Origin of the sequence: Marinomonas aquiplantarum (assembly GCF_003314975.1) — a bacterium.
GTDB lineage: Bacteria > Pseudomonadota > Gammaproteobacteria > Pseudomonadales > Marinomonadaceae > Marinomonas > Marinomonas aquiplantarum.
This window is the reverse complement of record NZ_QNRF01000003.1, coordinates 248,730-274,181: the sequence shown is the minus strand read 5'-3', so window position 1 is coordinate 274,181 and position 25,452 is coordinate 248,730. Positions and strand designations below refer to the sequence as shown.

At 44.9% G+C, this 25,452-nt stretch carries 28 protein-coding genes; 20 read left to right on the top strand and 8 right to left on the bottom strand.

Annotated elements, in window-relative coordinates; genetic code table 11:
* The 18 genes from cydB (at position 1) to DFP76_RS06995 (ending at position 14,396) form a co-directional block, all read left to right on the top strand.
* Positions 1–1,137 (top strand): cytochrome d ubiquinol oxidase subunit II, encoded by a 1,137-nt coding sequence (gene cydB, locus DFP76_RS07085; RefSeq protein WP_113873954.1) that lies wholly within the window; start codon positions 1–3, stop codon positions 1,135–1,137.
* A 93-nt stretch (positions 1,138–1,230) separates the two neighbouring features.
* Positions 1,231–1,341: a cytochrome bd-I oxidase subunit CydX gene (cydX, locus tag DFP76_RS07080; protein ID WP_113873953.1), complete on the top strand. Its 111-nt coding sequence runs from the start codon at positions 1,231–1,233 to the stop codon at positions 1,339–1,341.
* Positions 1,342–1,346: 5 nt separating this feature from the next.
* Positions 1,347–3,119, top strand: a complete 1,773-nt coding sequence (cydD, locus tag DFP76_RS07075) for a thiol reductant ABC exporter subunit CydD (protein WP_113873952.1) — start codon at positions 1,347–1,349, stop codon at positions 3,117–3,119.
* The gene (locus DFP76_RS07070; protein WP_113873951.1) at positions 3,088–4,758 is read left to right on the top strand and encodes an amino acid ABC transporter ATP-binding/permease protein; all 1,671 of its coding nucleotides are present in this window, start codon (positions 3,088–3,090) and stop codon (positions 4,756–4,758) included. The genes cydD and DFP76_RS07070 overlap by 32 nt, the downstream gene beginning before the upstream one ends.
* A 921-nt stretch (positions 4,759–5,679) precedes the next feature.
* Entirely contained in the window at positions 5,680–5,943 is a 264-nt protein-coding gene (locus DFP76_RS07065) for a BrnT family toxin (RefSeq protein ID WP_113873950.1), read from the top strand.
* The gene (gene brnA, locus DFP76_RS07060) at positions 5,933–6,178 is read left to right on the top strand and encodes a type II toxin-antitoxin system BrnA family antitoxin (protein WP_113873949.1); all 246 of its coding nucleotides are present in this window, start codon (positions 5,933–5,935) and stop codon (positions 6,176–6,178) included. Before DFP76_RS07065 ends, brnA begins: the two co-directional genes overlap by 11 nt.
* 470 nt (positions 6,179–6,648) lie before the next feature.
* The gene (locus DFP76_RS07055) at positions 6,649–7,215 is read left to right on the top strand and encodes a hypothetical protein (protein WP_147084181.1); all 567 of its coding nucleotides are present in this window, start codon (positions 6,649–6,651) and stop codon (positions 7,213–7,215) included.
* A 56-nt stretch (positions 7,216–7,271) separates the two neighbouring features.
* The gene (locus tag DFP76_RS07050) at positions 7,272–7,697 is read left to right on the top strand and encodes a hypothetical protein (protein ID WP_113873947.1); all 426 of its coding nucleotides are present in this window, start codon (positions 7,272–7,274) and stop codon (positions 7,695–7,697) included.
* 544 nt (positions 7,698–8,241) lie between these two features.
* Positions 8,242–8,781 carry a hypothetical protein gene (locus DFP76_RS07040; protein ID WP_113873946.1) on the top strand — a complete coding sequence of 180 codons (540 nt, stop codon included), beginning with the start codon at positions 8,242–8,244 and terminating at the stop codon, positions 8,779–8,781.
* 151 nt (positions 8,782–8,932) lie between these two features.
* Entirely contained in the window at positions 8,933–9,364 is a 432-nt protein-coding gene (locus DFP76_RS07035) for a GNAT family N-acetyltransferase (RefSeq protein WP_113873945.1), read from the top strand.
* 201 nt (positions 9,365–9,565) lie between these two features.
* Positions 9,566–9,976 (top strand): GFA family protein, encoded by a 411-nt coding sequence (locus DFP76_RS07030; protein WP_113873944.1) that lies wholly within the window; start codon positions 9,566–9,568, stop codon positions 9,974–9,976.
* A gap of 80 nt (positions 9,977–10,056) precedes the next feature.
* Positions 10,057–10,692, top strand: a complete 636-nt coding sequence (locus tag DFP76_RS07025) for a DUF998 domain-containing protein (protein ID WP_113873943.1) — start codon at positions 10,057–10,059, stop codon at positions 10,690–10,692.
* A 195-nt stretch (positions 10,693–10,887) separates the two neighbouring features.
* The gene (locus DFP76_RS07020) at positions 10,888–11,343 is read left to right on the top strand and encodes a GFA family protein (RefSeq protein ID WP_245931890.1); all 456 of its coding nucleotides are present in this window, start codon (positions 10,888–10,890) and stop codon (positions 11,341–11,343) included.
* 130 nt (positions 11,344–11,473) lie between these two features.
* A complete protein-coding gene (locus DFP76_RS07015) occupies positions 11,474–11,914 on the top strand; it encodes a hypothetical protein (protein ID WP_113873941.1) in 441 nt (146 codons plus the stop codon).
* A 41-nt stretch (positions 11,915–11,955) separates the two neighbouring features.
* On the top strand, positions 11,956–12,576 hold the full coding sequence (locus DFP76_RS07010; RefSeq protein ID WP_113873940.1) for a LysE family translocator: 621 nt from the start codon (positions 11,956–11,958) through the stop codon (positions 12,574–12,576).
* Between the two features lie 163 nt (positions 12,577–12,739).
* A complete protein-coding gene (locus DFP76_RS07005) occupies positions 12,740–13,402 on the top strand; it encodes a YoaK family protein (protein WP_113873939.1) in 663 nt (220 codons plus the stop codon).
* A 97-nt stretch (positions 13,403–13,499) separates the two neighbouring features.
* Positions 13,500–13,862 (top strand): hypothetical protein, encoded by a 363-nt coding sequence (locus DFP76_RS07000; protein ID WP_113873938.1) that lies wholly within the window; start codon positions 13,500–13,502, stop codon positions 13,860–13,862.
* A gap of 72 nt (positions 13,863–13,934) precedes the next feature.
* Positions 13,935–14,396 (top strand): methyltransferase family protein, encoded by a 462-nt coding sequence (locus DFP76_RS06995; RefSeq protein WP_113873937.1) that lies wholly within the window; start codon positions 13,935–13,937, stop codon positions 14,394–14,396.
* 53 nt (positions 14,397–14,449) lie between these two features.
* On the opposite strand, the gene DFP76_RS06990 is transcribed toward DFP76_RS06995, so the two are convergent.
* The gene (locus tag DFP76_RS06990) at positions 14,450–15,007 is read right to left on the bottom strand and encodes a carboxymuconolactone decarboxylase family protein (protein ID WP_113873936.1); all 558 of its coding nucleotides are present in this window, start codon (positions 15,005–15,007) and stop codon (positions 14,450–14,452) included.
* Positions 15,008–15,137: 130 nt separating this feature from the next.
* Here DFP76_RS06990 and DFP76_RS06985 point away from each other — a divergent pair, with 130 nt between their 5' ends.
* Both DFP76_RS06985 and DFP76_RS06980 read left to right on the top strand, forming a co-directional pair.
* Positions 15,138–15,722: a TetR/AcrR family transcriptional regulator gene (locus tag DFP76_RS06985; RefSeq protein WP_113873935.1), complete on the top strand. Its 585-nt coding sequence runs from the start codon at positions 15,138–15,140 to the stop codon at positions 15,720–15,722.
* Between the two features lie 17 nt (positions 15,723–15,739).
* Positions 15,740–16,399 (top strand): NADPH-dependent FMN reductase, encoded by a 660-nt coding sequence (locus DFP76_RS06980; protein ID WP_113873934.1) that lies wholly within the window; start codon positions 15,740–15,742, stop codon positions 16,397–16,399.
* 75 nt (positions 16,400–16,474) lie between these two features.
* On the opposite strand, the gene DFP76_RS06975 is transcribed toward DFP76_RS06980, so the two are convergent.
* The 7 genes from DFP76_RS06975 to rnt all read right to left on the bottom strand — a co-directional run bounded on the left by DFP76_RS06975 (position 16,475) and on the right by rnt (position 25,406).
* Complete coding sequence (locus DFP76_RS06975) at positions 16,475–16,726, bottom strand: YfhL family 4Fe-4S dicluster ferredoxin (protein WP_113873933.1); 252 nt, start codon at positions 16,724–16,726, stop codon at positions 16,475–16,477.
* 1 nt (position 16,727) lies between these two features.
* A complete protein-coding gene (gene trhP, locus DFP76_RS06970; RefSeq protein WP_113873932.1) occupies positions 16,728–18,083 on the bottom strand; it encodes a prephenate-dependent tRNA uridine(34) hydroxylase TrhP in 1,356 nt (451 codons plus the stop codon).
* Between the two features lie 193 nt (positions 18,084–18,276).
* Complete coding sequence (locus DFP76_RS06965) at positions 18,277–20,370, bottom strand: TonB-dependent siderophore receptor (RefSeq protein WP_113873931.1); 2,094 nt, start codon at positions 20,368–20,370, stop codon at positions 18,277–18,279.
* Between the two features lie 288 nt (positions 20,371–20,658).
* Complete coding sequence (locus DFP76_RS06960) at positions 20,659–20,919, bottom strand: HP1242/YdcH family protein (RefSeq protein ID WP_113873930.1); 261 nt, start codon at positions 20,917–20,919, stop codon at positions 20,659–20,661.
* A gap of 272 nt (positions 20,920–21,191) precedes the next feature.
* Positions 21,192–24,233 (bottom strand): DUF748 domain-containing protein, encoded by a 3,042-nt coding sequence (locus DFP76_RS06955; protein WP_113873929.1) that lies wholly within the window; start codon positions 24,231–24,233, stop codon positions 21,192–21,194.
* Between the two features lie 60 nt (positions 24,234–24,293).
* Positions 24,294–24,674, bottom strand: a complete 381-nt coding sequence (locus tag DFP76_RS06950; protein ID WP_113873928.1) for a YbaN family protein — start codon at positions 24,672–24,674, stop codon at positions 24,294–24,296.
* 63 nt (positions 24,675–24,737) lie between these two features.
* Entirely contained in the window at positions 24,738–25,406 is a 669-nt protein-coding gene (gene rnt / locus DFP76_RS06945) for a ribonuclease T (protein ID WP_113873927.1), read from the bottom strand.
* Positions 25,407–25,452 lie beyond the last annotated feature (46 nt).

The following is a 25,452-nucleotide window of genomic DNA, read 5'->3' as shown; positions in this document are numbered from 1 at the left end:
ATGGATTACGAATTATTAAAAATCATTTGGTGGGTGTTGGTCGGCGTTTTGCTGATTGGCTTCTCCGTAACCGACGGCTTCGACATGGGCGTCGGTAGCTTGTTGAAAGTAATCGGTGGTAACGATGCTGAGCGTCGTATCATGATCAACTCCATTGCACCGCACTGGGACGGTAACCAAGTTTGGTTCATCACCGCTGGTGGTGCTTTGTTTGCGGCTTGGCCTGTGGTCTACGCAACGTCCTTCTCTGGCTTCTACTTTGCCATGATGTTGGTGTTGGCGGCCTTGTTCTTCCGTCCAATCGGCTTTGACTACCGCTCTAAGTTAGAAAGCTCAAAGTGGCGTAATTCTTGGGATTGGGGCATTGTATTTGGTTCCGCTGTGCCACCGATTATCTTCGGTGTAGCATTCGGTAACCTGCTACAAGGTGTGCCTTTCCAGTTTGATGAATACCTTCGTGTCACTTACACAGGTTCCTTCTTCGCCTTGCTGAACCCATTCGCCATCCTATGTGGTTTGGTCAGCTTGATGATGCTGGTGACTCAAGGCGGTGCTTGGTTGCTAATGAAAACCGAAGGCGACCTGTTGCGTAAAGCTGGTATGGCAACATCCATTACAGGTTTGTTGGCCGCGGTGTTCTTCATCCTTGCGGGTGTGTGGTTAGCCTTTGGTATTGACGGCTATGTGATTACTAGCGCCATTAATGGTAATGAAGCCATGACACCGCTAATGAAAACAGCGGAAACTCAGCCAGGTGCTTGGTTAGCGAACTATGAAAAAGTACCAGCTCTGATGTTGGCACCGGCGATTGGCATCTTAGGCATGTTGATGGCGGCGATTGCAGGCATCAAGCGTAAAGGTGGCATGGCCTTCTTGAGCTCTTCTCTGGGTATTACAGGCATTATTGTCACGGCTGGTGGCTCTATGTTCCCATTCTTGATGCCTTCATCAAGTTTCCCAAGCATGAGCTTGACTATGTGGGACGCGACTTCTAGCGAAAACACCATGATGATCATGTTTGTTGTGGCCTGCATCTTTGTGCCAATCGTGTTGGGCTACACCTTGTGGAGCTACTTCGTCATGTACGGTCGCTTGAACAAAGAGCACATTGAAGCCAACAAGCATTCTTTGTACTAAGTCTAGATCGATAGAGATAAGACATTAACAATATTGACCCAAGATTGGCTGAGGCCTGATACTTCAGCCAATCCATAAATAGGAGAATGAATCATGTGGTATTTCGCTTGGATTCTAGGCATTTTATTAGCTTGCTCTTTCGGTATCATCAATGCGGTATGGTTAGAGTTTAGCGGTTACGAAGGTGAAGAGGAGCAACACTAAGCATTATGGCGGGAAGAAAAGCAGTCTCCAAAGCGTCAAAAAGTAAGCGCATTAAAACCCCTGAAGCTGGTTTCCTAGCGGAATTGGCGACGCAACAGTCGGCTCAGTACCGATTAGCGCAAGGCTTTGGTGTCTTGTTTGCGGTGGCTTTGGTGCTGCAAGCTTGGGCGTTTGCCAACGTGTTTTCCGACATGGTGTTGCAACAGGCGTTCTCGCTTTCCTTCCTGTTTCTGGCTTTATTTGCTTTGTTACTGCGCGCTCTTGCCAACTATGGTCGAGAGCGCGTTTGTGCCTCGGCGAGCCGACACATTCGTTACGGCTTGCGGCACAAATTGATCGCCCATCTCACGCAATTGGGCCCAGCGCGTTTGCGCATCGAAGAAGACGCGGCACTATCGACACGAGTCTACGAACAAGTAGACGCTTTAGACGATTATTTCAGTCGCTATAAACCACAAGTTTTTATGGTCACGCTGATTCCCAGCGTTATCTTATTATCGGTCGCCCCTGTGTCATGGGTGGCCTTCTTAGTTTTCATGCTCACCGCGCCATTGGTGATCGTGTTTATGATTTTTGTCGGCTACAAGGCGGCGCAGGCGAATCGTCGTCAATTTAATGTGCTGGCCATGTTGTCCAACCAATTTATGGATCTCAGCCAAGGTTTGGCGGAACTCAAACGCCTTGGTCGTACACCCGCTGCACGAGATCGTCTGTCTAACAGCGCCAAGGCGTACCAAAAAACCACCATGAGTGTGTTGTTATTGGCCTTCTTATCCACCGCCACCCTAGAGCTGTTTGCTTCCATTTCCATTGCCATGATCGCCTTATATTTAGGCTTGGGCCTATTGGAAATTTTACCTTGGCAAGTGGGCACTGCGCCTGTGACATTAACTCAAGCCATGTTTCTCTTACTGCTTGCCCCTGAGTTCTACTTACCACTGCGTCAGCTAGGCAACGATTACCACGCCAAACAAAAAGCCGAAGCGGCGGCCACGGATCTTATGAGTATTTTAGACACGCCTTTGTCGGTAGAGACAACATCGGAGAGCACCACAGACTACGTACCAAGCTCAGCGCAATTGGCTTATTTATCGTTTTATGAGCTGGCTTGGCAAGACACAGGACGACAACGTCTAGCACCGATTACAGGCAATATTCTTAAAGGAGAGCGAGTCTGGCTGAGCGGTGAGTCTGGTGTCGGTAAGTCCAGCTTATTGCACTTACTACTGGGCTTTGAAGAAAACTACCAAGGTCAGCTCTATATTAAAGGCAAAGCCTTCTCCACACTTAACTTAAAAGACTGGCGCAACAAACTGGCTTGGTTGCCACAAACCCCTGAATGGGTGAATGGTAGCATTCGTCGCAATCTCTTATTGGGCATTACTGAACCGGACGAAAGTTGCATACAAAAAGCCTTGCAAGACAGCCAATGTGCGGACTTTATTGCTGCGCTTCCTAATGGTTTAGACACCGCTTTAACGGAGTTGGGCAGTGGTTTATCGGGTGGGCAAATGCAGCGCTTATCCATTGCTAGAGCCTTGTTATCAAAGGCTGACGTCTGGCTGCTGGATGAGCCTTGTTCTGGCTTAGACACAGACACCGCCGATGCCGTATTAAACACCTTAGAAACCGTCTCCCGAGGAAAAACCTTACTCATTGTTAGCCATGATACACACCCGATTCACTGGGCCGACAAACACTGGAGCCTAAACAAAGAAGGGCTGGATGAGAGCACAGGAGGATTGGATGAAAAAGCCAACTACGCTATCCCTCGCTAAACTATTATTAGCCAATCCTTGGGGCTTTATCATTCCCGTCATAACCGGTGTGGCGTCCAGTATTGCTGGCGTGGCTCTGTTGGGCGTGTCTGGCTGGTTTATCTCCGCCGCCGGATTGGCCACCGCCTTGGGCACCGCCTTAGTCTTTAATTACCTAACGCCGGGTGCCATAGTGCGCGGCTTAGCCATCCTCAGAACAGCAGGGCGCTACGGTGAACAAGTGACCGCACACAACCATTTATTAGGTTTACTGCGCACCTTGCGTCTTTGGGTGTGGGATCAGCGTGTCGCCAAACCGATTGCCGATTTGCACCAACAAAGCCGTGGCGACTTATTGCAACGCTTGGTGAGCGATCTGGATCAGATCATACGTTGGCCCTTGGTAGTGTTTTTGCCTTGGCTCTACGCCTTACTCGGCTATGTTGGCGTGAGCATTTTTGCCTACTTCATCGACCCTGTTTTACTCTGGCTGCTAGGCATCGCGGCATTGTGCCACCTAGTCGTTTTGCCTTATGTATGTGGCCGTTTTGCGTCCCATGCCGTGCACGTTGGACAAATTCTTGGCGTGCACAGACGTGGCCGTTTTGTCAGTTTGTTTTCCGCTTTGATTACCCTAACCATTCGCGGGCATTGGCAAGATTACGCAGCTCGTTTAGAGCAATTAGACAATCGTCAAAAACGCATGGAAGTGGTGATTCAACAAGCCATTAGCCTAGGGCGATTATTGGCATACATGGTCACCATCGGCTTACTCGCCAGCGTATTTCTTCTATTAGGCGACTTTCAAACAGACACGTCCGAAGCCAGCGCCATGAGCTGGCAACTCAAAGACCAAGTGTCTGGCACTTGGTTAGTCGGCTTAGTACTGGCCTTGCTAGCAGTGAATGAACTGGTGTTGCCCTTGGTGCAATCCTTTGTCGCACAAGGACAGTCGCAAGTGGGCTTGCGTCGCTTAAACCAAATCCAACAAGACGCACCACCGGTATCCGCTTCTGCTTTGGAAAAACTCACTCATTTATCACTGCGAGATTGGCGTGGTTACCACCTAGCAAGTGGCATGGGCAACCAAGCTATCGACCTTGAACTCAACACAGGGGACAGCCTTTGGTTGCGCGGTGTCAGCGGCAGCGGTAAATCCACCTTATTGGCTTCCATTGCTGGAGATTGCCTAGCCACAGGCAAGGCATATGTTAACCAAGATGAATGCGGGATTTACGACAATCCGAACTTCCAAGGGCAGCTCAGCTACTTACCCCAGTCGCCTTATGTGTTCCAACAAAGCATCGCCGCCAACCTCATGCTGGGCAAAGCCGATGCCAGCGATGCCGAAATGTGGGCCGTACTGGAAGCCGTGGCGTTAGCCGACTGGGTGAGGGGATTAGACAACGGACTGAGCACCTTACTTAGCTCACAAGGCCGCGACCTTTCCGGCGGACAGCGCAAACGTCTCGTGCTAGCAAGACTGCTCCTGCGCCGCGCGCCTTTACTCTTACTAGACGAACCCTTTGACGGCCTAGACAAAGCCACCATCGAACGCATTTGTCATGCCCTGCAGCATGATTACCAACCTGACATGCTGATCTTAGTGAGTCACATCGATAGCCCATTGTCGGAGCAAGCAAGAGTCATTGAGTTATAATTTTCCTCCCCTTATTAAGGAGAGGGCTAGGGTGGGGTTAGCCCTGCAGCCTCACAGCAACTCAGAGTAAGCTACCAAACCAAATCTCTTGTTCCCTCCCCTTATTAAGGGGAGGGCTAGGGTGGGGTTAGTCCTGCAGCCTCACAGCAACTCGGAGTAAGCTACCAAACCAAATCTCATGCTCCTTCCCATTATGTCTTTCAAGGGGAGGGTTAGGATGGGGTTTTACTGTGTTCGATAGTTTTTGGGTTTCCTCTGATTGGCTTTGATTGGGGAGCTTTTTTCCGCCCTGCTAGGCGGGTAACTTTTGCCAAACGATGCAAAAGTAACCAAAAAATCTTTTTCAGAATCATAAGGGCTCTTTTCTTTTTGACACTTCCTATATTTATATAGCGTTCTGTACCGTAAGGTGTTGAATGGCACTTATGGCTGGAAGTTGACTGTCGGTTACTGACTTGGGAAGACCATAAGGTCGCGCAATCAGGATCGCGTCGAACTGACAAGGGTTGAGTGGCTCATTATCTCTTGTTCCCTCCCCTTATGTCTTTCAAGGGGAGGGCTAGGGTGGGGTTAGTCCAGCAACCTCACAGCAACTCAGAGTAAGCTACCAAACCAAATCTCTTGTTCCTTCCCCTTATCTTCGAAAGGAAAGTCAAGGGGAAGGTTAGGGTGGGGTTAGTCCCGCAGCCTCACAGCAACTCAGAGTAAGCTACCAAACCAAATCTCTTGTTCCTTCCCCTTATTAAGGGGAAGGTTAGGATGGGGTTAGTCCAGCAACCTCAGACAAATTCAGAGTAAACCGCGAAAAAAGTAGGTCTTATAAGCGCATCGCCATCAGACAGGCTAAATCAAACAAAATTAATTCCATCAAATCAAATGCCATTTCTTGCAGGATGAGTAAAAAAAGCATATTTTTTACTCATGCATGCATTTGAATTTGACCAACTAAAAAGTGATGCGAATTTAGCTAAACATGGAATCGACTTCAATGAAGCTCAGAGACTGTGGGATGATTCAATGTTGCTCGAAATTCCCGCCAAAACAGAAGATGAAGAAAGGTATGTTGTCATTGGCCGTATGGATGATAAGCATTGGACCGCTGTTATCACATACAGGAACAACAACATAAGGATCATATCAGTGCGGCGCGCAAGAAAATCAGAGGTAATCTTATATGAAAGCTAAAGAATTTGATGACAAATTTGATGCAGGAGAAGACTTGCTAGAGCAGCTTGATGTGATAAAAGCCCAGCGTCCTTTACAGAAACAAAAAAGAATCAACGTAGATATTCCAGAATGGATGATAGACTCGCTTGATAAAGAAGCTCGTCGAATCGGAGTGACTCGTCAGTCCATCATAAAAGTCTGGTTAGCCGAAAGGCTAGAACAGTCAGAATCCTTGGATCGCATCGACCGTTAAACAGGGTAGCGTAAATTACGATCTGTAGGTTTGATAAGCGCAGCGCCATCAAACAAAACCATCTACAGCCAAACCAAATCTCATGTTCCCTCCCCTTATGTCTTTCAAGGGGAGGGTGAGGGTGGGGTTAGTCCAGCAGCCTCAAACAAAACCATCAAACACTTGCGGACTTGAGATCACGAAATGAATCCTAGTTAAAAAATTATAACTCTTATTGGAAAAACTCAAAACGCTGTTCTATGATGAAATTCAAGTAAAGGATGTACGAATGAATTGAGAAGGAGCTTTCCTACCTAGTTTGATCTCACATCCTATTTTTTATAATGCGCATGCTCGTTTTTCCAGATTTGGATATTGTTAATAGGTATATAAAAGTACTACTTTTCAATTGCTTATAAAGGTATTGGTGAAGTTTTGGAATTGTCTTAACGCGCATGCGCACTATTAAAATATTATGAGGTCGCAGACATTTGAGTGAATTGAGCTTTAAACCGAACTGTGATGATGTAGTATCTCCTGATTTTCGACCATATATGATCGAAACAGCGGCTGACTATTTCTTTGTTGCTCAAAATCACGCCCGAGTAAAAGGCTTTATCCAAACTAGTCTTAGTGCGCTTTCACTAGAAATTATGCTTAAGAGTTTTAATGCAGAGGTTTCGACTAATGCGGGTAAAATTAATGAGACATACAAGCCAAATAAAAGAGTAAAGGACCTTAAAGGTAAAGCTCATGACTTAGTATGTTTATATGAGCTAATAGACCCAGTTTTTCAAAGTTATCTATTTTCACATTCGGATATTGACACGTTAACGGAGCACAGGTCAGTATTTACTTCAGAGCGTTATGGCTACGAGCATGAAGCACAAGGTGTTCACACTGACCGCCTTGTGAAGTTGGCGGGTACTACTTTGTGCAAGATAATTTTTTTGTATAAGAAATTTGGATGTAAAGACCCATTCATAGCGCATTTTGATGTTAATGAAACGTATTTTAATTATGTTCAACATATACTTATTTTTCAGCCAAGCTCATAACAAGTCACTCCAGCCGACAGCTAAAGCTGCGGCTGAGTGAAGCGTTAGAGGTCATTATGGATTCACCTTCTGAGCTAGTGGAATGTCCAAAATGCAAAGTTCTAATTCGTTCTCATAGATTGAAAAAGCATTTAAAGAAGGTCCATAGCCCGCAAGCGGAAGTCTTGAGACTGACAGCTGAGCGTGAAAAAATGGCAAAGAAAGAAATAGATAACAGCCTAGTTATTTGTCATGTCTGCAACTGTCAAATAAAAAGCAAAAATCTAATCGACCATTGCGCAAAAACTCACGGGCTTTACCCTAGTCAGGTCACGCAAGCTACAAATACTGGAAAGAATAGATTTAACAGTTCAAGAGAACGTGAGGCATTCTGGAGGGAAAAATTGGGTCCAGATGCTAAGGAAGATCAGCAAGATATATTTGAAAAAAAACTAGTTTTAAACGGTGGGACATATGGTCTTGGTAAAAATAGAAAACACTAAATCTAACCCCTGCAAGTTTGAAAATAAACCTCTAACAAGGCGCAGCACTCGCGGCCTGCGGCCGCTGGGTTGCCAACCGCTGCGCGGTCGTCACCCGGAATAATTAGGGTCAGAGTAAAATTAGAATAATTAGGGGCAGAGTAAAATTAAATATAATTTAACTCTGACCCTAATCAATTTTCTAACGAAGATGATATTTCTCATAGTATTTTTTATACCGCAATTACAAGGGCTAGGGAAAATTTGAAGGTTTTTTGGACGCCGGAGACTCAGCAGAAAATTATTCAGCGTCTGCAGCGAATACCTAAAAATAAGGATGTTGCTTTGATATCAAGTCGGCGAGGTCTTATACCTGTTAAGAATTAATATGATTATTAGAACCGTGGAACAGAGTAACTTAATTTTAACATTCACTTATAGACATTAATAATTGGGGTCAAATAATTGGGGTCAGAGTAAAATTAAATATATTTAAATTTGCCTCAATTAACCTGTTTTAAAACCTCTTAGTAAAGCGTTAGTTATCAATTAGAAGGAACGAAGTATGACTGATGTAACAACATGGATTAATGTTGCAGATAATGCAGTTAAAATTGGTTTGGGTGCTCTTTTGGGGGGAGGTTTTGGTCTATTTGTAGCATGGATGAACAACAAGAGTCAGGTAAAGAAAGACCTTCACGATAGGCGAAGGGCAATTCTTGAAGGAGTATTAGAATCCGTTGACTCATCCGCAAATGCAGCGTCTCTATTCTGGGCAAACCTAGCGAATACTGTTTATAAACGAGATAATAATCAGCAAATCCTCGAAAATGAAAAAGAAGAACTTGATAAGCTTCAAAATAATTTCTTCGCAGCATTCACTCTTTTAAATTCAAGTGGAGCAAAGTTACTACTTCTTGGTGAAGAAATTTCAGAAGCCAAATTGTCTGTATTAAGAACTGAGTTCGATGCCCTTTTTAGGATTGGTAGTATAAGTAATAGTAACTGTACAAAAGAAAACTTAAATAATCATAAAGAACTAATATCGAAAGCCCGCAAAGATTTCTATCTCGAGCTTAGCAAGGCTTATCAACGGGGTGCCTAATAAGCTGCTTCAGATAGACGATGTGCACTACGCAATTTTGTGTAGCTTGCTGCGCTCAAACATTAACACCGCTCCGCTTACTTCGCTACAGGACATAATCAGAGTAAAATCGAACCCAACCCAATCCCACCCACATTAAAGGCTTACCCCCGTGCTTTTAGAAATCATTCCTGCCAGATTAAAAGATGCTGATGACATCATGTATCTAACCCAAGCATTAGGTTATGAAGCGAATCGAGAAGAAACGACACTCTGGTTGAAATCCCTAGTCCACTCAGCTTTTCATCAAGTCTTTGTGGCTGTGTGTGAGGGCAAAGTGTCCGCTTGGTTGGTAGTAGAAAAGCGTTTGTTTCTTGAATCGGGTTATAAGGCTGAAATTACGGGTTTGGTGGTGGGTGAAAGCTATCGTCGCCATGGCATTGCCAAGGCTTTGGTCTCTGCTGCTGAGGATTGGGCGAAAGAGCAGGGCTTAGCAAAAATCGTCGTGAGATCAAACGTATCGCGTGAAGCTTCTCATCTTTTTTACGCAGCGATGGGGTTCCGTTGTGCTAAAACGTCTCATGTTTACGACAAGGCGATTTAATAAATGATCGGGAATTTGTACTTTAGCCAACGGCGTATTAATCCGCTTCGCAACCCCCTTTAATCCCCCTTGGTAAGGGGGATTAAAGGGGGTGCTCAAAATTTCGGATTAAAGGGGAATTATTTTTCAGTATCGAATAATCAGGTTCAGAGTAAAATTAAACAAATCATACTCCGACTCTCTGATTGAAAGGATCTATTCATGTACAAGGGCTCTTGCCTATGTGGGGCAATTAAAGTTGAACTTAAGGGTTCAATTGATAACATAATTCACTGTCATTGTTCATTGTGTCGTAAAAATAGTGGTACGGCATACGCTACAAATGGGTTCGTAAACACAGAAGACTTCAATGTCTTAGACCCAGAAAATAAACTTAGTCACTTCAAATTTAAAGAGGGTAAGTTAAGGCATTTTTGCTCTGTGTGCGCTTCTCCGGTTTTTAGCTCAAACTCAGACAACCCGACAAAACTTAGAATTCGCCTTGGTATTTTAGATACAGACATTAAAGAAAGACCGGCATCTCATAACTTCGTATCATCTAAAGCAAACTGGGATAATTTGGATGCAGAATTACCTAGATATGATGGTTTTGAACCAAATAGGGCAAGTTAGCATTATGTATGTGTCCAATTAACGCATAAACGTTTTCGTCAGCTCGCTGAGATACTCATAGTCAAACAAGGAAGGGCACGTTGAACCGTCGATATTTTCTTCTCGCTTTACCTGTATTTAGCTTTCTTTGGTTTGTCAGTACTATTTTTATAGCTGGTCACTTTTATCCAGATTACAGTCATGTTGCTCAATTTATAAGTGAATTGGGGGCAACTGGGTCGCCCTATGGGGATTACGTGAACTATTTAGGCTTTATCCCTACTGAATTGTTCTTGCTTGGTTTTGTCTTTGTTAGTTATTCCGTATTGCCTCGTACAAAGTGGAATACCATTGGACTTATTTTGGTAGCAGTCTATGGTGTTAGTCTTGGTGTTGCGGCTTTTTTCCCATGTGATTTTGAGTGTGAACCTGATGTAGCAACACTGTCTCACATGATTCATATGGCATCGGCTTTTCCAGGCTATCTATGCGGGATTCTCGCCATATTCTGTATATCTTCAGCTTCTAAGTCATGGTCCAAATCAAGGACATTTAGATACACTGGTTATGTGGCAGGGATACTCGCTGTGTTCGCCTTGATCAATTTAGATCCAAGTTCAAACACAGTAGGGTTAAATCAGCGCGTTTTGGAGTTTATACTGTATTCATGGTTTATTTATTTTGGGTACTTTTTGAGAAGGAAATTGCCTAACAAAGCTTTAAAACGGGACAAATAACAACTGTATTTTTGCACTTAAGCCAACGGCGTATTAATCCGCTTCGCAACCCCCTTTAATCCCCTTGGTAAGGGGGATTAAAGGGGGTGCTCAAAATTTCGGATTAAAAGGGATTTATTTTTCAGTATCTCGTTTGCAATTTTTGGTTCGGGATGGAGTAAGCGCTAACGATTTTACATTTGGAGGTAGAGTAACGTGAACAGTACATCTCATAAAGTTAAGGGACATTGCCGTTGCGGTCAGGTCACATTTGAAATAAATGCTAAGCCAATGATTACTATGGCTTGTCATTGTACAGGCTGTCAGCAAATGACGGCGAGTGCATTTAGCTTGAGTTCGTTATTTCCAAGTGCTGCGTTTTCGATTACGGCAGGGGAGCCTGTGATTGGTGGACTGCACGGCAGCACGCGTCATTTTTTCTGCGGGCACTGTATGAGTTGGTTATTTACTCGCCCAGAAGGAATGGATGATTTTGTCAATGTGCGTTCAACCATGTTAGACGACGCAGGAAGCTATCAACCATTTGTTGAAACCTACACGGATGAAAAGTTGGCGTGGGCAGTGACCGGTGCAGAACACAGTTTTAGTCAGTTCCCACCACAGGAAGCCTTTCCTGAGTTGCTTCAAGCATACGCGCAAAAGCAAGGCTAAAAGACAGGTGAAAGACTAAGTACTAAAGCTCTGTGGCTTTTAGTACTTTATTGAGTGGTTATGAGTTAGGTGTTTTAGCCACCCGTAAATGTGTAATTTAGTGGTTTGTGTCGATCATTTGGGAGGCAATATGAACGATTTTAAGCTAAGTGATGACGATAGGGCGTTCAGAGACTCTGTCGCCTCTTGTGACTTTCCTATTCCAGACTTTGACCATGCTGCTCACATTCGATTGGCCTATGTGTATCTGGTAGAGGATCAACATACGGATTCGGCTATCCGTTCAATGAAGTCGGCCTTACATGCCCTTTTAATACATGCAGGGATAGATCCTAGTGTTAAGTATCACGAGACGATGACGCAAGCTTGGATTTATGCTGTCCATCATTTTATGCACCAGACAGAGTCTGCTGATTGCGCAAAAGATTTTATTCAACAAAATACCGTATTACTGGATTCAAATATCATGCTGAGTCATTACTCAGCTGAGCTCTTGTTCTCGGATCAGGCAAGAAGGCATTTTTTGGCGCCGGATTTAGAGTCAATTCCTAGGGACCATGAAGACGTTTAAATAACGAGTGAGTTTGTCTTTCAACGAAAAGGAATGAGAATATGATTTCGATTGAGTTTTTACTGACGTCTTTGGTGGTTGTGCTAATGCCAGGGACGGGTGTTTTGTATACTGTGGCGATTGGGCTTTTTGTGGGGAAACGAGCCAGTTTTTTTGCCGCTTTGGGTTGTACCTTGGGCATTCTTCCTGCTTTATTAGCCAGTTCGTTTGGGTTAGCGGCAATTTTTCACACCAGTACGCTCGCTTTTCAGGTCGTTAAGTATGCTGGTGCCATGTATTTACTGTATCTGGCGTGGCAAATGTGGCGTGCTTCTTCGCCTCTGTCTGTTAATGAAGCGCAAGCTGCGACTAAGTATCGTGGACTTATTATGAAGGGTTTTCTGTTGAATATTTTAAACCCTAAATTGTCTATTTTCTTCTTGGCCTTTTTGCCTCAATTTATTCCCAATGTAACACAAAGTGTGTTCATGAACATGCTGGCTCTCGGCTCTATTTTTATGTTGATGACGTTTGTCGTTTTTCTTTTTTATGGTTTTTTATCGGGAACGTTCAGTGCGTTTATTGTGAAGTCTGAAAAGGCGAGTCTGGCTATGCAGAAGTTTTTTGCTTCAAGCTTTGCAGCACTTGGGATCAAATTAGCGCTTAGTGAACGTTTGTCGTAACCCATTACTTGTTTTGTTAGTAAGAACCTTGTTCTTCTCTGTCTGAAACAGCAACGAAAGTACATCGCAGAGAATATGAGAAGTGGTGTTCGAAGCCAGATCTGGCGGTAGTTTATGGCTTATTCACTTAGAATGATGTGAGTTGTATAGGAGTCTTTCAGCCTTGATTTCACAATTACCGAGATGGGTAGAGGTAGGTGCCTTTTTTCTGGCTCTGGTGGCTGGCTGTGTGAACGCCATTGGTTTGCTGAGTTTTGATCATCAGTCAGTGTCGCATTTGTCGGGCACGGCAACCTTGCTTGGTACAGGCTTTTTCTATTCTTCTTTTCAAACCAGTTTGCATCTGCTCGGTGTGCTTTTCTCCTTTTTACTAGGCTCAGTGTTGTCAGGTGTTCTTTTACACGGGGCAAGCCTTAAATTGGGACGGCATTATGATACGGCCTTGTTCCTAGAAGCCATCTTGTTACTTGTCTCTTTATTTCTGTTATCGAACGGTTCTTTTTATGGGCATTTTTTTGCGTCGGCGGCCTGTGGTTTGCAAAATGCTTTAGCCACGACTTACAGCGGCGCCATTATCAGAACCACTCACGTAACGGGGATTTTTACCGATTTGGGCATTATGCTGGGTAAGTGTATCAGGGGGGAAGCGCTTGATAAACGTAAGGTTCAGCTGTTCCTGTACATCATCATTGGCTTTGTTTCTGGCGGTGCCATTGGGGCTTTATTGTATGAGTCGTTTCAATTTATGGCGCTTTTATTTCCTGCGGCAAGTTGTTTGCTGATGGCGTTTATTTATCGTGTCTATATGACCCGCCAATCAGCATAAAAGAATCGCTTGTTTTTTAAGCAAGAGTGCCCTTGAGTAGACTAGTATTAGTGTTATGTTGCTTTTATCATCCATCAAGTGTGCCGAGGGATAAACTATGGATGCCGTCGCTAAATGGTTGTGGAACGTATTGGTGGCCATTGATCAACTTGGCAATGCCATTGCCGGAGGGGATCCTGATATTACCATCTCTGCGAGGGTTGGTTACTTCGCCAATAGAAGCCCTAACAAGCAGTTCCATTACTATTGGCGATTTTTGGAACGGGTCATCGATTTCACCTTCTATCCGTTAGACGGCCCAAAACATTGTTTGAGTTCGCTAGCAAAAGATAATGAGCAAGGCCATGTGCACGGTAGTGATTTGGTGCGGGCCATCTTGGCTTTCATCGCCATAACGGCGTGTGTTTTTATTAGTCTTTTAACTTGGACGGCGTATTTACTGGGGCATCGACCAAAGTAAATTCAACCGATTACTTGGCGTGGCCGAATAAACACATTTCATCTATTTAGACTCAGTTCATTGGAGCTTAATATGTCAAAACTTGAGTTGCGTATTCCGCCTGTTTTATTGCTGCTTATCTGTCTTGTTGGTATGTGGGTAACGGCGGTGTTTATGCCTGCTGTCTCTCTATCTTTTGCTTGGGCTAAGCTTGTTGCTGGTGGTTTTTTTCTGCTTGGTGGGGCGTTGATCATTCTGTCGGTGGTAGCGTTTCGTCAAGCGAAAACCACGCTGGACCCACGTTATCCTGAACAATCTTCTCATTTAGTCAGCTGTGGTGTGTTTGGGGTGAGTCGTAACCCTATTTATCTAGGTTTTGTGTTGTTATTGATTGGTGTGGCTTGGTACTTAATGAATCTGTTGGCGGTGGTTTGGATTTTTGCTTTTGTGTTCTATATGACACGCTTTCAGATCGTGCCGGAAGAGCGGCATATGAAAGAAAAGTTTGCCGAGGAGTTTGACTCATATTCCGCACGCGTTAGGCGCTGGTTTTAGGTAAAAAAATAGGAGCCCATGGCTCCTATTTTTTTGTCTAAAGAATGGTGACGTTAAGCTTGTTTTTTGCGCCATGCAAACGGCTTGAACATCTCATCAACTGGGGTTTTCGCGACATGATTCACATAGTTACTAATCACTTTCTGTGACAATCCTAAGATGATTTCCAACACTTGCTTAGGCTCGTAGCCAGCGGCATAAAAAGCGGCTAATTCTTCATCAGAAGCAAAACCACGTTTACGGACTAATGTTAACGTCAAATCTTGTAACGCTTGTAATTTTTCAGTGGGCATTGGTTCGCTGTTGCGTAGTGCTTCGATCAACTCTTTGTCCACTCCCATAGAATGAGCAATAGCAGTGTGTGCTGGAACACAGAAGTGACATTCGTGTTCAACGTTAATGGTTTGCCAAACAACGGTCAGTTCTTCGGCATCAAAAGAGGTGTTTGTGAAAGCTTGATGCAGTTGCGTATAGGCTTGAAGAATCTCTGGTGATTCTGCCATCACTGCATACAGGCTAGGTACGGTTCCCATTTGTTTTACAGCATTTTCCAAAATGGCTTTGCTGCCTTCAGGAGTGGAGTCCAAGTCATGTAATGTAAATTCGGTCATTTTTACGGCCTTAGGTTGGTTAATGAAAAGTGTGCTTTGCTTAAGTAATGAGCAATTTAACTTTAATTGAACGATCGTTCAATATATATTTGAACATTCGCTCAATTATATTTTTTTATAAGGTTATGAAGTGAGTAAAAAGCCAAGGTTTGATCGCCAGCAAGTCATTGAAAAAGCAACAAATTTGTATTGGGGAAAAGGCTATCACGCAACGTCGATGCGCCATCTCCAAGACGCTATTGATATGCGCCCGGGAAGTATTTATGCCGAATTCGGTAGTAAAGATGGGGTCTTTAAGGCGGCGATTGACTATTACGTACAGGTCAGTCTAGATCAGCTTGAACAATTACGAGAGCAATCGGATTCACCGCTCGATGCGTTACAGCGTTTTGTGAGATTGGTGGTCATTGAATCACGTCAAAATGCTCCGAGCAGTATGTGTTTACTGGCAAAAACCGTGGCGGAGCTAACGGAAGAGCAGGGTGATTTGTTTGAGCAAGCCAAGGCCGCTTTAAAAAGAGTGGAAGATGCCTTTGCTAAGATTATGGCTGAAGCGCAACAACAAAATGAAGTTTCTGCGCAGAAAGACCCACAACAACTGGCAAGATTGCTACAAATTCAAATAACGGGCTTGCGCGTCTATGCTAAAACCTGTGATGATATTCAGATTTTAGAGGCGATGATCGAGGATTTTTTCGAACATTCCCTGAGCTGATTAAATGGAGTTCAATGATGAAGTTTTTGGTGTTTCTTGGCAGTGTCCGTAACAGTACGCCACCTAAACCTGCACGTTTGGGTGAACGCGTTGCCAAAGCTTGCTTAGACTGCTTTGCAGAGCGTTTTGCCGACCATGAGGTAGAACTCATCGATGCGTTGGATTATCCAATGGAGCCTGTTTTCAAACCACACTTCGCCTATGTGAAAGGCAAAGCGCCAACGGCTTTAGATAACTTGGCGGATAAGATTGCTGCTGCCGATGGCTACATTATGGTGAGCCCAGAATACAACCATTCTATGAGTCCTGCGCTGGCGAACTTGCTAAACCATTTTGGTAGTTCGATTTTCTCCTACAAACCCAGTGCCATTGTGACTTATTCGGCTGGTCAGTGGGGTGGCATGCGAGCAGCGCTAGGCATGAGAAACTTTTTGGCTGAATTGGGCTGTTTGTCGGTCTCAGCAATGATTCACATCCCTAAGGCGCAAGAAGTCTTTCATGACGATGGTGCGTTGCAAGTGGGGGAAGACCAGAGTGCTTGGTTTGATTATTTTGGCCGTAGTTTTTATCAGCTGGTTTGGTGGGCAGAAGCGACTCACCAGCAACGTCAAATAGAAGACCCGTTCACCCATGCGAAGGCTTTTACTCGTCAACCTTCTCAACGAAACGCCCCTTAATACTCCAACCAAGCTCAATTGCTGAGCTTGGTATAAATCGCTTAAAGCCGATGCTTGGTAGTCATCAAGGCTGGGTTAAATATCAAAATGCAGCTCGACAAATTTTTCGTAGAGCTGTGCTTCGCTTTCTTGTCTTTTGGGATCGGGTTTTACACAATCAATTGGACACACCGCGACACAAGTCGGTTGGTCGTAATGCCCCACGCATTCCGTGCATCTCTCAGGAGCGATTTGATAGATTTTTGGCCCCATGCTGATGGCGTCATTAGGGCATTCTGGTTCACACATGTCGCAGTTAATACAACGCTCATTGATCAACAAAGCCATCTTATTCCCTTTCCGCTGTGGCTTGCTTGTGCGGTTGTCGGGTGGTTTGACCCTCTGGCAAGTTGCGTAACAGTATGCCCATAGATGCCTTCATACCGTCAGGGCAGAGGAGGCTGACAATGTGGCCACTGCCTTTGGCGACGTCAATGTCTTGGCCTTTTTTATCCCATAGTTGAGTCAGGGTGAAGGTTTGGTTGCCTTGCGGTGTCATTAATTCCAGTGAATCGCCGACACTGAAACGGTTTTTGACTTCCAGTGTCAGTTGGTTGTTGTGGCAAGATAAGACTTCGCCGACGAACTGTTGCTGATGGCTAACGGAATTGCCCGTTTCGTAGTTTTGCAAATCCACATGACGATGACGCTGCAAGAAACCGTCGGTGTAGCCACGATTGGCAAGATTCTCTAAATTGTCCATCAATTGTGGGTTAAAGCCTTTTCCAGCCACTGCATCGTCGATGGCTTGGCGATAGATTTGTGCGGTTCGCGCACAGTAATAGAAAGACTTGGTTCGACCTTCAATTTTTAACGAGTGGATGCCCATTTTCACTAGGCGCTCTACGTGTTGAATCGCCCGTAAATCTTTGGAGTTCATGATGTAGGTGCCATGCTCATCTTCAAAGGCGGGCATGTATTCGTCAGGTCGACCTTGTTCTTGCAATAAAAACAGCTGATCGCTTGGCTCTTGAATTTGCACCGCCGAGTTGGTTGTAGCGATGATTTGTCCGCTGTCGTCTTGTGTGGCTGAGTGAGCATTGTACTGCCAGCGACAGGCGTTGGTGCAAGCCCCTTGGTTCGGGTCGCGTTTGTTCATATAGCCAGACAGTAAACAACGGCCAGAGTACGCCATGCACAAAGCCCCATGGACGAAGACTTCCAGTTCCATTTCAGGCACCTTCATGCGGATTTCCTCGATCTCGTCTAGGGACAATTCCCGAGACAAGATGACACGAGAGATACCTTGCTGTTGCCAAAATTTTACCGTCGCCCAGTTCACCGCATTGGCTTGGACAGACAAGTGGATTGCTTGATCCGGAAACGCCTCGCGAACCATCATAATAAGGCCAGGGTCCGACATAATCAGGGCGTCAGGGTGCATTTTTACGACAGGGGTTAAGTCTTGTATGTAGGTTTTTAGCTTGGCATTGTGGGGGGCGATGTTGCTGACCACATAAAGCTTTTTACCCAGCTCATGGGCTTCATTGATGCCGATTTCAAGTTTTTCTAAGTCGAACTCATTATTGCGCACACGAAGAGAATATCTAGGTTGTCCGGCATACACTGCGTCTGCACCGTAAGCAAAAGCATAGCGCATATTTTTTAACGAACCGGCTGGCGACAATAATTCTGGTGTAAACATGACTTGGCCCTAAAATTGAAAACGCGCGGAGTGTAACCTCTTGAAGAACGAACTCAAGAGATTGGCAGGGCTTTGCCAAGCTAATTGAGGGAGGTTTGATTTAGGTCAAAATTTCGCTAAAAGGGGATTCTTGAACACAAAAAAAGCGAGTACTTAGACTCGCTTGTATCAAAGTGTTTATTATCAAGTCACACTAAAACTGGTAAGCCGCACTCAGGTAAACGCGACGTCGTTCACCTACGAAAGAGCCGATTTTTTCGGTAAAGCCGCTGACCGCGTATTCTTTATCAAACAAGTTTTTTACATTGACTTGGAATTTCCAATCCTGCCAATGGGTTTGCCAAGACAAGTCGTAAACCGTGAAGGGTTTAACAATTTGCTCGTCACGGTTTTTTTGTTGGCTAACGTAATCTGCACCAAAAGCAATAGAAGACTGAATGCTAGGGAAGTCATAGCGGGTCCATGCGCCAAGCTGATGATAAGGTGTGTTGGCAAAATAGACACCATCTTCGGCATCAGTCACTTTCACATCATTGTAGGCGTAGCTGACATTCGCCACCCAACGAGGTGTGATATCAGCGAGTATGTCTAATTCAACGCCTTGACTGCGGATACGACCAATGGAAACCAGATAACTATCGTCCTCTGGGTCATCTTGTAGAATGTTTTTACGTATTATGTGATAAGCCGCTAAATTGATATTCAGCTTATTATTAAACCAGTAACTGCGCACTCCGACTTCAACTTGGCGGCTTTCTTCAGGGTCAAATAATTGGCCATCTTGCGACTTTTGTTGGTCATCTGCTTCTTGTGGTGCAAAGCCTGTAGAGACAGAGGCATAGGGCTTCCAAATCTCATTGACATGATAACTGGCACCAATGCGAGAAGAGTAGCCTGTGTCGTTATATTGCTTTTCTCCATCACTGGACGTGTGATCTTGGTAGCTTTCTTCATAGCGGTCAATGCGGATGCCACTGAGCAAGTTTAGTTTGTCGGTCATCTGCCATTGGTCTTGGGCGTAGACACCAAGACGATCCGACGTGGTGGTCTCATCTGTTTTAAGGTGCATGGTGTAATCACTGACATCGTCTTGACCATAGACAGGATTGGCCAGGCTCAGGTTAGAGACACCATCCGCTGTTTTGCTGGCGCGGTAGTATAAAAAGCTATTTTCTTCATGGAGATAGTCACTGCCAAGCAGCACAGTATGATCGCCCAATTCGGCAATCAGGTTTCCGGCAAGTGTGATGCCTTGGCGTGAACGCACTTGGTCACGATATTGTCGCTGTGTGGTATCCATTACACCATCACTGTCGGTGTCTAGTAAGCCGACGACTTCGTGGTATTTTTGCGTTTCGGTATTCTCAAAGTAGCGTAGGGCGACATTGCTTTCTAGCCAGTCATTGATGCTGTGATCAAGGCGCATTTGGAAGACTTGGGCATCCAGCTCTTGGTAATCGGATTTCTCATTGTTGTTCCATGAGGTATCGGCTAAGAAATTGCCATCGTCATCGGTTGGAATACCACGTAAACGAGCACCGGAAAGGTATTGGTGAATGTCTGTGTATTGCACTGTTAAAGTATTGTCTTGATCAATGTCCCAAGCATAGCCAAGATCAATGATTTGATTTTCTTCTTCCACATTGTTGCGGTAAGAATCTTGTCTGTCGGAATAAATGCCCACGCGGTAGCGTTGTGAGGCATCTTCGTTAGCTGGACCTGATGATTCAATACTGCCACTTAAGAAATCTTTGTTGCCCGCAGTGACTTGCAGAGTATTTTGCTGCTCATAGGTGGGTTTTTTTGTCACATAGTTGATCACACCACCGGGTTCGCCAGCCCCATAAATTGCGCCAGAAGGGCCTTTTAACACTTGTACTTGCTCTATGGTAAAAAGCTGCGGGATGGAAAAGTTGCCAAATGGGTTGCCTTTTAAGCCATCGTAAAGAATCTCGTCTTGGGCAAAACCACGTAACGTCACGGTGGATACATTGTTCTGCGACATACCAGAGATGGAGCGATAGAGGTCGGTAATCTGGCGAGCCGCTTGGTCTTCAATCAAGGTCTTAGTGACCACTTGAACGGATTGAGGCGTGTTATCGAGGCTGGTCGCCGTTTTAGTGGCTAAGCTGGTTTCATCTTCTTTGTAATAGGATAGAGCGCGACCTTGCACTTCTAATGCCTGTAATTCAATGGTGTCATCATCCGTTGCTGTTTCTGCAAATGCAATACACGAGAACGTCAGAGCGCCGCATGCCTGCATCATCAAAAAGGTTTTCTTAAACATGGAGAGTGTCTCTAGGTCGGGGGAGAAAGGTCGGCATGATAATGATTATGAGAATGGTTTACAATCAATATTTGTAGGGCAATTCTTACAAAAGTCACGCTAAGGTCATTGGGTTTTTAAGAGCGTCTGCTAGCGTGATGAGAAAATGTGTCAATGTGTTGTGGTTTGCCGAAGTAAACGTACCTTAAACCTGCGAAGTTCATTGTAGAAAAAGTGGCGGCTTAGGGAGGGGAGACACAAAAAACGAGCCATAAAGGCCCGCTTTTTCACGTCTTTGAGTTGTCGTGGTTAGGCTTTTTCGGCCGCTGCTTTGCTGGCTTTGATGTAACCTTGTAATGTGTCTTTGAGTTGCAAACGTTGTTTTTTCAGGCTTTCTTCCTCTTGAGTAGTAGAAGGAATCAATTCTTGTTCCATTTTTTCAATCTCATGAGTTAGATGGTTGTATTCATCAAATAGCTTTTTGAAATGGGCATCTTCCATTTTTAAGTGGTGGATGTCGTCTTTGTACTCTGGGAATTCATTCACTAAGTTGTGATCTGAAATTGGCATAGTGTCCTCCGATCTGCATTCATTTAATCATTAAGCTTATTTATAGATTAGCTCAGACAAAGAGAAACATTCTTGACCCTTGTCAGCTTTTCTAACCTTTATCTTCTTCTCTTAAGTAATAGGTCATACGCTTGTATTTTCAACGCAGGTTTCGCTGACTACGCATTTGTTGGACATTTGTAGTGGCACTTGAAAGTTTGCTGACAGAGTCCTTGTCCGTTGCATGACAACGGACAAGTGAGTGAGAGAAACGCGAGAGGAAAACGTCTGAATTAAAAGTTGAGTTCCACTCGTGGTTGACTGTCTTTAGACAAGTCAATTTCTGGCGAGCAGAGCAAAATACGTGACGAGCGGATGCCTGAGGACACAAGATAGTCCTTTAAGTGATTTGCCCTTGTTTGGGCTAACTCTCTTGCTTGTGCTTTCTGGCTCTCATCCAAGGTCGCAGGCGGTGTATCAAAGCCAAGGTCCACATAGTTGGTAACGCCACAAGCTTTTAGTTGACTGTCTTCTTTGTCTTTCATCAGTTGACTCAGTTGCACTAAAAAATCATTTTGACTGTCACTGAGTTGGGCTTCTGCTGGCTCGAAAATAAGCGGTTCAACACGAATTTTTAGCAGCTGATCCCCTGCTAATTGAGCAATGCTGATGACATTGGCATAAGGGATAAAGGTTTGCATCAAGTAGTTACTGGATGCGGAATATAAAGCTTTTCGAACCGGTAGGAATAGGAAGTTGCGCCAGCCAAATTCAGGGTTGTCGACGTCACCAGAGAGCGGAATGTCGAGATCAATGTTATTGTCGCTGTCTTTTAAAATCCCCACCGCAATATTGAGCGGGACAACGCCTGCTTGCATGACTGAACCGCTTTCTTGCCGACCGCCTAAGTCAAATTCCCGAAGTAAAATATGCGCATTGCCATCCAAACGCCCTTGTTGGGCATGCAATTTGAGGTCAAGGTCTAATTGTCCTGAGTCAATTTGATAACCTAATACGGAGGCAAGATAAGCGGAATAAGGCGGTAATTCGGCTTCTTTAATGGTTAATTCACTCTGCATGGTGAGTCTGTCCGCCAATGGCCATAGGGTTACATCGGATTGGATTTCTGTGTACTTACCATTATGGGCTTTTAGGGTGACGTCCATGGCTTGTTTTTCGTCTTGGGTATTCAAGTTAGCCAGGGTTAGGGTGTCAATGTCTAAGGTGCGCTCTAATGCTGGTGAAATACTTTCGTCTTTGACATAAATATGGGATTTTCCCGTCATGGCAAATTGGTTTAACACCAATTGATAAGGGGCTTTAAACGCTGACTCGGTTGTTTCCGTTTCTTGTGTGCTTGAGGGGCTGCTTTCACGGACGTCAGACACTCTCGGGCTAGCGTTCGATTGCAGTTTCGGTTCTGGCAAGGTCGCTGGCGTGTCGTTGATTGAGACTAGATTAGCGAGATTTTTTTCGGCGTCTAACAGCAAATTAATGATCACATCTTGAGTGTTGATGGTGTCTATCTTTACCACGTCTTGATCGGCTTCCAGTTGGCTAATGCTAATCTTCCCTAATGTCGCTAGCACTGGCGTGTCTGGGGCGTCAAGATGGTCTGATAAGCTGATTTGATTAACGTCTAAACGCTCAGCTTGCACCGAAAATAAGTCCCCTTGTTGTTCAAAATTGACCCCAGAAAGCTGGCTGCTTTGCCATGCGGCAAGGCGCTTATCTTGACTGGCGTAGCTGTCTAAGCCTTCGGTGCTGAGAGAAACCTGTCGACCTGAAAGGCTGGTTGCTATTGGTGACTGATCTGTCGTTTGATCCAGTGTCAGCTGATCTGCCTTTAACTTAGTTGTTTGCAATGAAATGCTTTGCCCGTTAATGAGGTCGCCATTAAATTCGTCCAGTTGGAGATTGAGCGCGTCACTTTGTGCATGTGTGTGTTGGGCGTCTTGTAAAAAAGCTAACTGGCTGTCCAGCGCCAGTGATTGGTATGACAAGCTGTTGCCGGCTTGTTCAATCGCTATCTGTTGACTGTTAAATTGACTGTCGACGGCCACTTTAATGTGATTATCAGAGTCCAGAGTAAGATCAAGGTTTGCCAGCTGTAGAGCAAGGGCTTGACCACTTAGAATCAGGCTGTCGGAGGAGAGCTTTAATTCAGATAGGGCGAGTGTCGAACGGTCAGACTGCAATTGATATCCGGATTCATCGCTAATGGCCTTGATTGGGCTCGTGATGTCCAATGTTTGCCAAGCCAGACTTTGTTCACCTTGTTGGATGGCCACATCTGAAGCCTTTAGGGTTAGCTTGGTATTGGCTGTTAGATTGATGATTTCATGGTCCGCATCGGTCGCTTTGGGAGGAAGAACATAGTCTAGTTGGCTGTTTTTTAGGTCTAGATTAGCCGCTTGCAAGCGAATGCTCTGTGCTTGCTTAACAGGCACGAAGGCATTTTTAAGGTCTAAGTTAAAGAATGATGCATCGAGTTTAAATTTTCCGCTGGTGGCATCGTGCGTCAAGGATAAGGCAGCATTTAACGTTATGTCGCCTTCTGTGGCCTGATAGTCGGCAGGTAAAAAGTGTCGAATACTCTCGACCGATAGGTTTGCGGATAAGGTGTTGATCACTAGATTGGCTTGTTCTTTCAGGTAGTTTAGCTCGCTATCAAGGCGCAACGTGGCATCGTTTACTTGTGCTGCGAGAGCGATGTCGGCTTGCCAATCTAAACCTTGACCAATGAGGTTTTGGACCTCTAATGAGGTCAAGCCTAAGCGATCTGTCTGGGCGGCTTCGTTTTGTTTGGTGTCACGGGTGAGATCCACAAAGGCTTTTTTAATCTGGATTTGAGGAACAGAAATTCCCCAAGGTGATGCGCTTGCGTTGTTATCTGTTTCGGCATTTGAAAGGTCTGGTTGCGCAACATCCTTTGTTTCTGTGTTGTCTGATGTCAGTTTTTCCAGATCCAGTCCCGCGATGATCCAAGTGTCCGCTTGTTGTTTTACGTTAAGGTTTAGGCCTTCTATGTCGGCAATGGACACGGCTAACGTTTGATTAAACAAGGGCCAAAACTCAATGGCGAACTCGGCATGTTCTAGGGTTAATGTTGGGGTATTCTGCTGTTGGACGATGAGGTTATTGACCTCAAGTCGGGGCGGAAAGAAATCAATGGCTGGCGCATCCAGCGTAGCACGTTGACCATGTTGTTGGAAAAAGTCTTGTAGATAGTGCTTGGCGACAAACGGCGCGGCTCCCCATAAGCACATTATGATTAAGCTGATAACGAGAGCTGGGTAAAAGATGAATAGACGAAACTGGCGACGGGTTATCATGGATGACCTTATGATGTCTTGGAAATTAAATGTCTGTCAATCTGCAAACAACGCAGGGTGTTAGTCTTGCAGATCTTCGCGGAGCGGTAATCTGAGTAAATAAATGCTGACGCAAACGCCGATGCTTATCAAGCCTACCGTTGCCCAGAAACGGTAAACAATCAGCATGGAAATGCTCATTCCGAGCCACATGAAAATAATGGCTCGGTTACGAGAGCGTTTGGGAATGCCGTCTTCCGATTGCCAATCGCGGACAATGGGGCCGAAGAATTTGTGGTTTATCAACCATGAATGGAAACGTTTGGACGACTTGGAGAAACACCAAGCCGCAAGCAGTACCAAAGGAGTAGTCGGAAGCAAGGGGAGGTAGATGCCAATAATACCTGTGATTAACGATAACCAGCCAAGTAGCAGGTAAAGGTATTTTTTTGCTGGCATCATAGCAACCACCTTATGGACGAAGTGAAGACAGTAAAAATCTGCGATAGGGTTTCATTATGGTGCTTATTGACCAGAATTGAAAATCGCTGACATGTCATCTTCGGTTTCGTTGGCAATTAATGGCCAGCCACCAAGGCGTTTCCAACGGTTTACCATTTCACAAAATAGTTCGGCGGTTTTTTCCGTATCGTATTTGGCGGAGTGTGCTTCTGAGTTACTGAAGGGAATAGAGGCGACTTCACAAGCTTTTGCCAACACAGTTTGTCCGAACACCAAACCGGCTAAGCTGGCGGTGTCAAAACTGGAAAAAGGGTGGAATGGGTTGCGCTTGATGTCGGCACGTTCGATTGCAGCATTTAGGAAACCATGGTCGAATGCGGCATTGTGACCCACTAAAATCGCACGTTTACAGCCTACGGATTTTAGCTCTTTACGAACTTTAGCAAACATTTGAGTAATGGCTTCGTTCTCGGTCATGTCTTCTCGGCCAGGCTCAAAAGGATCAATGCCAGTAAACTCCAAAGCGGCTTTTTCTAGGTTGGCACCTTCAAACGGTTTGATTAAAAAGCCAACGGTTTCATGTATGTAGAGGTCACCATTGTCATCCATTCTGAGGATGCTGGCAGCCATTTCTAACAATGCATCGGTTTTTTGATTAAAGCCTGCGGTTTCGACGTCGATAACTACGGGTAGGAAGCCGCGGAATCGATCTTTGATTTCATGGTTTGACAAAAGAAGGTCCTTAATTCTGCCGCTTGTATAAGATTAACGGTACAAT

Coding starts and splice junctions, on each gene's coding strand:
- cydB (WP_113873954.1), top strand. CDS start 1: ATGGATTACGAATTATTAAAAATCATTTGGTGGGTGTTGGTCGGCGTT.
- cydX (WP_113873953.1), top strand. CDS start 1,231: ATGTGGTATTTCGCTTGGATTCTAGGCATTTTATTAGCTTGCTCTTTC.
- cydD (WP_113873952.1), top strand. CDS start 1,347: ATGGCGGGAAGAAAAGCAGTCTCCAAAGCGTCAAAAAGTAAGCGCATT.
- DFP76_RS07070 (WP_113873951.1), top strand. CDS start 3,088: ATGAAAAAGCCAACTACGCTATCCCTCGCTAAACTATTATTAGCCAAT.
- DFP76_RS07065 (WP_113873950.1), top strand. CDS start 5,680: ATGCATGCATTTGAATTTGACCAACTAAAAAGTGATGCGAATTTAGCT.
- brnA (WP_113873949.1), top strand. CDS start 5,933: ATGAAAGCTAAAGAATTTGATGACAAATTTGATGCAGGAGAAGACTTG.
- DFP76_RS07050 (WP_113873947.1), top strand. CDS start 7,272: ATGGATTCACCTTCTGAGCTAGTGGAATGTCCAAAATGCAAAGTTCTA.
- DFP76_RS07040 (WP_113873946.1), top strand. CDS start 8,242: ATGACTGATGTAACAACATGGATTAATGTTGCAGATAATGCAGTTAAA.
- DFP76_RS07030 (WP_113873944.1), top strand. CDS start 9,566: ATGTACAAGGGCTCTTGCCTATGTGGGGCAATTAAAGTTGAACTTAAG.
- DFP76_RS07015 (WP_113873941.1), top strand. CDS start 11,474: ATGAACGATTTTAAGCTAAGTGATGACGATAGGGCGTTCAGAGACTCT.
- DFP76_RS07010 (WP_113873940.1), top strand. CDS start 11,956: ATGATTTCGATTGAGTTTTTACTGACGTCTTTGGTGGTTGTGCTAATG.
- DFP76_RS07000 (WP_113873938.1), top strand. CDS start 13,500: ATGGATGCCGTCGCTAAATGGTTGTGGAACGTATTGGTGGCCATTGAT.
- DFP76_RS06995 (WP_113873937.1), top strand. CDS start 13,935: ATGTCAAAACTTGAGTTGCGTATTCCGCCTGTTTTATTGCTGCTTATC.
- DFP76_RS06990 (WP_113873936.1), bottom strand. CDS start 15,007: ATGACCGAATTTACATTACATGACTTGGACTCCACTCCTGAAGGCAGC.
- DFP76_RS06980 (WP_113873934.1), top strand. CDS start 15,740: ATGAAGTTTTTGGTGTTTCTTGGCAGTGTCCGTAACAGTACGCCACCT.
- DFP76_RS06975 (WP_113873933.1), bottom strand. CDS start 16,726: ATGGCTTTGTTGATCAATGAGCGTTGTATTAACTGCGACATGTGTGAA.
- trhP (WP_113873932.1), bottom strand. CDS start 18,083: ATGTTTACACCAGAATTATTGTCGCCAGCCGGTTCGTTAAAAAATATG.
- DFP76_RS06965 (WP_113873931.1), bottom strand. CDS start 20,370: ATGTTTAAGAAAACCTTTTTGATGATGCAGGCATGCGGCGCTCTGACG.
- DFP76_RS06960 (WP_113873930.1), bottom strand. CDS start 20,919: ATGCCAATTTCAGATCACAACTTAGTGAATGAATTCCCAGAGTACAAA.
- DFP76_RS06955 (WP_113873929.1), bottom strand. CDS start 24,233: ATGATAACCCGTCGCCAGTTTCGTCTATTCATCTTTTACCCAGCTCTC.
- DFP76_RS06950 (WP_113873928.1), bottom strand. CDS start 24,674: ATGATGCCAGCAAAAAAATACCTTTACCTGCTACTTGGCTGGTTATCG.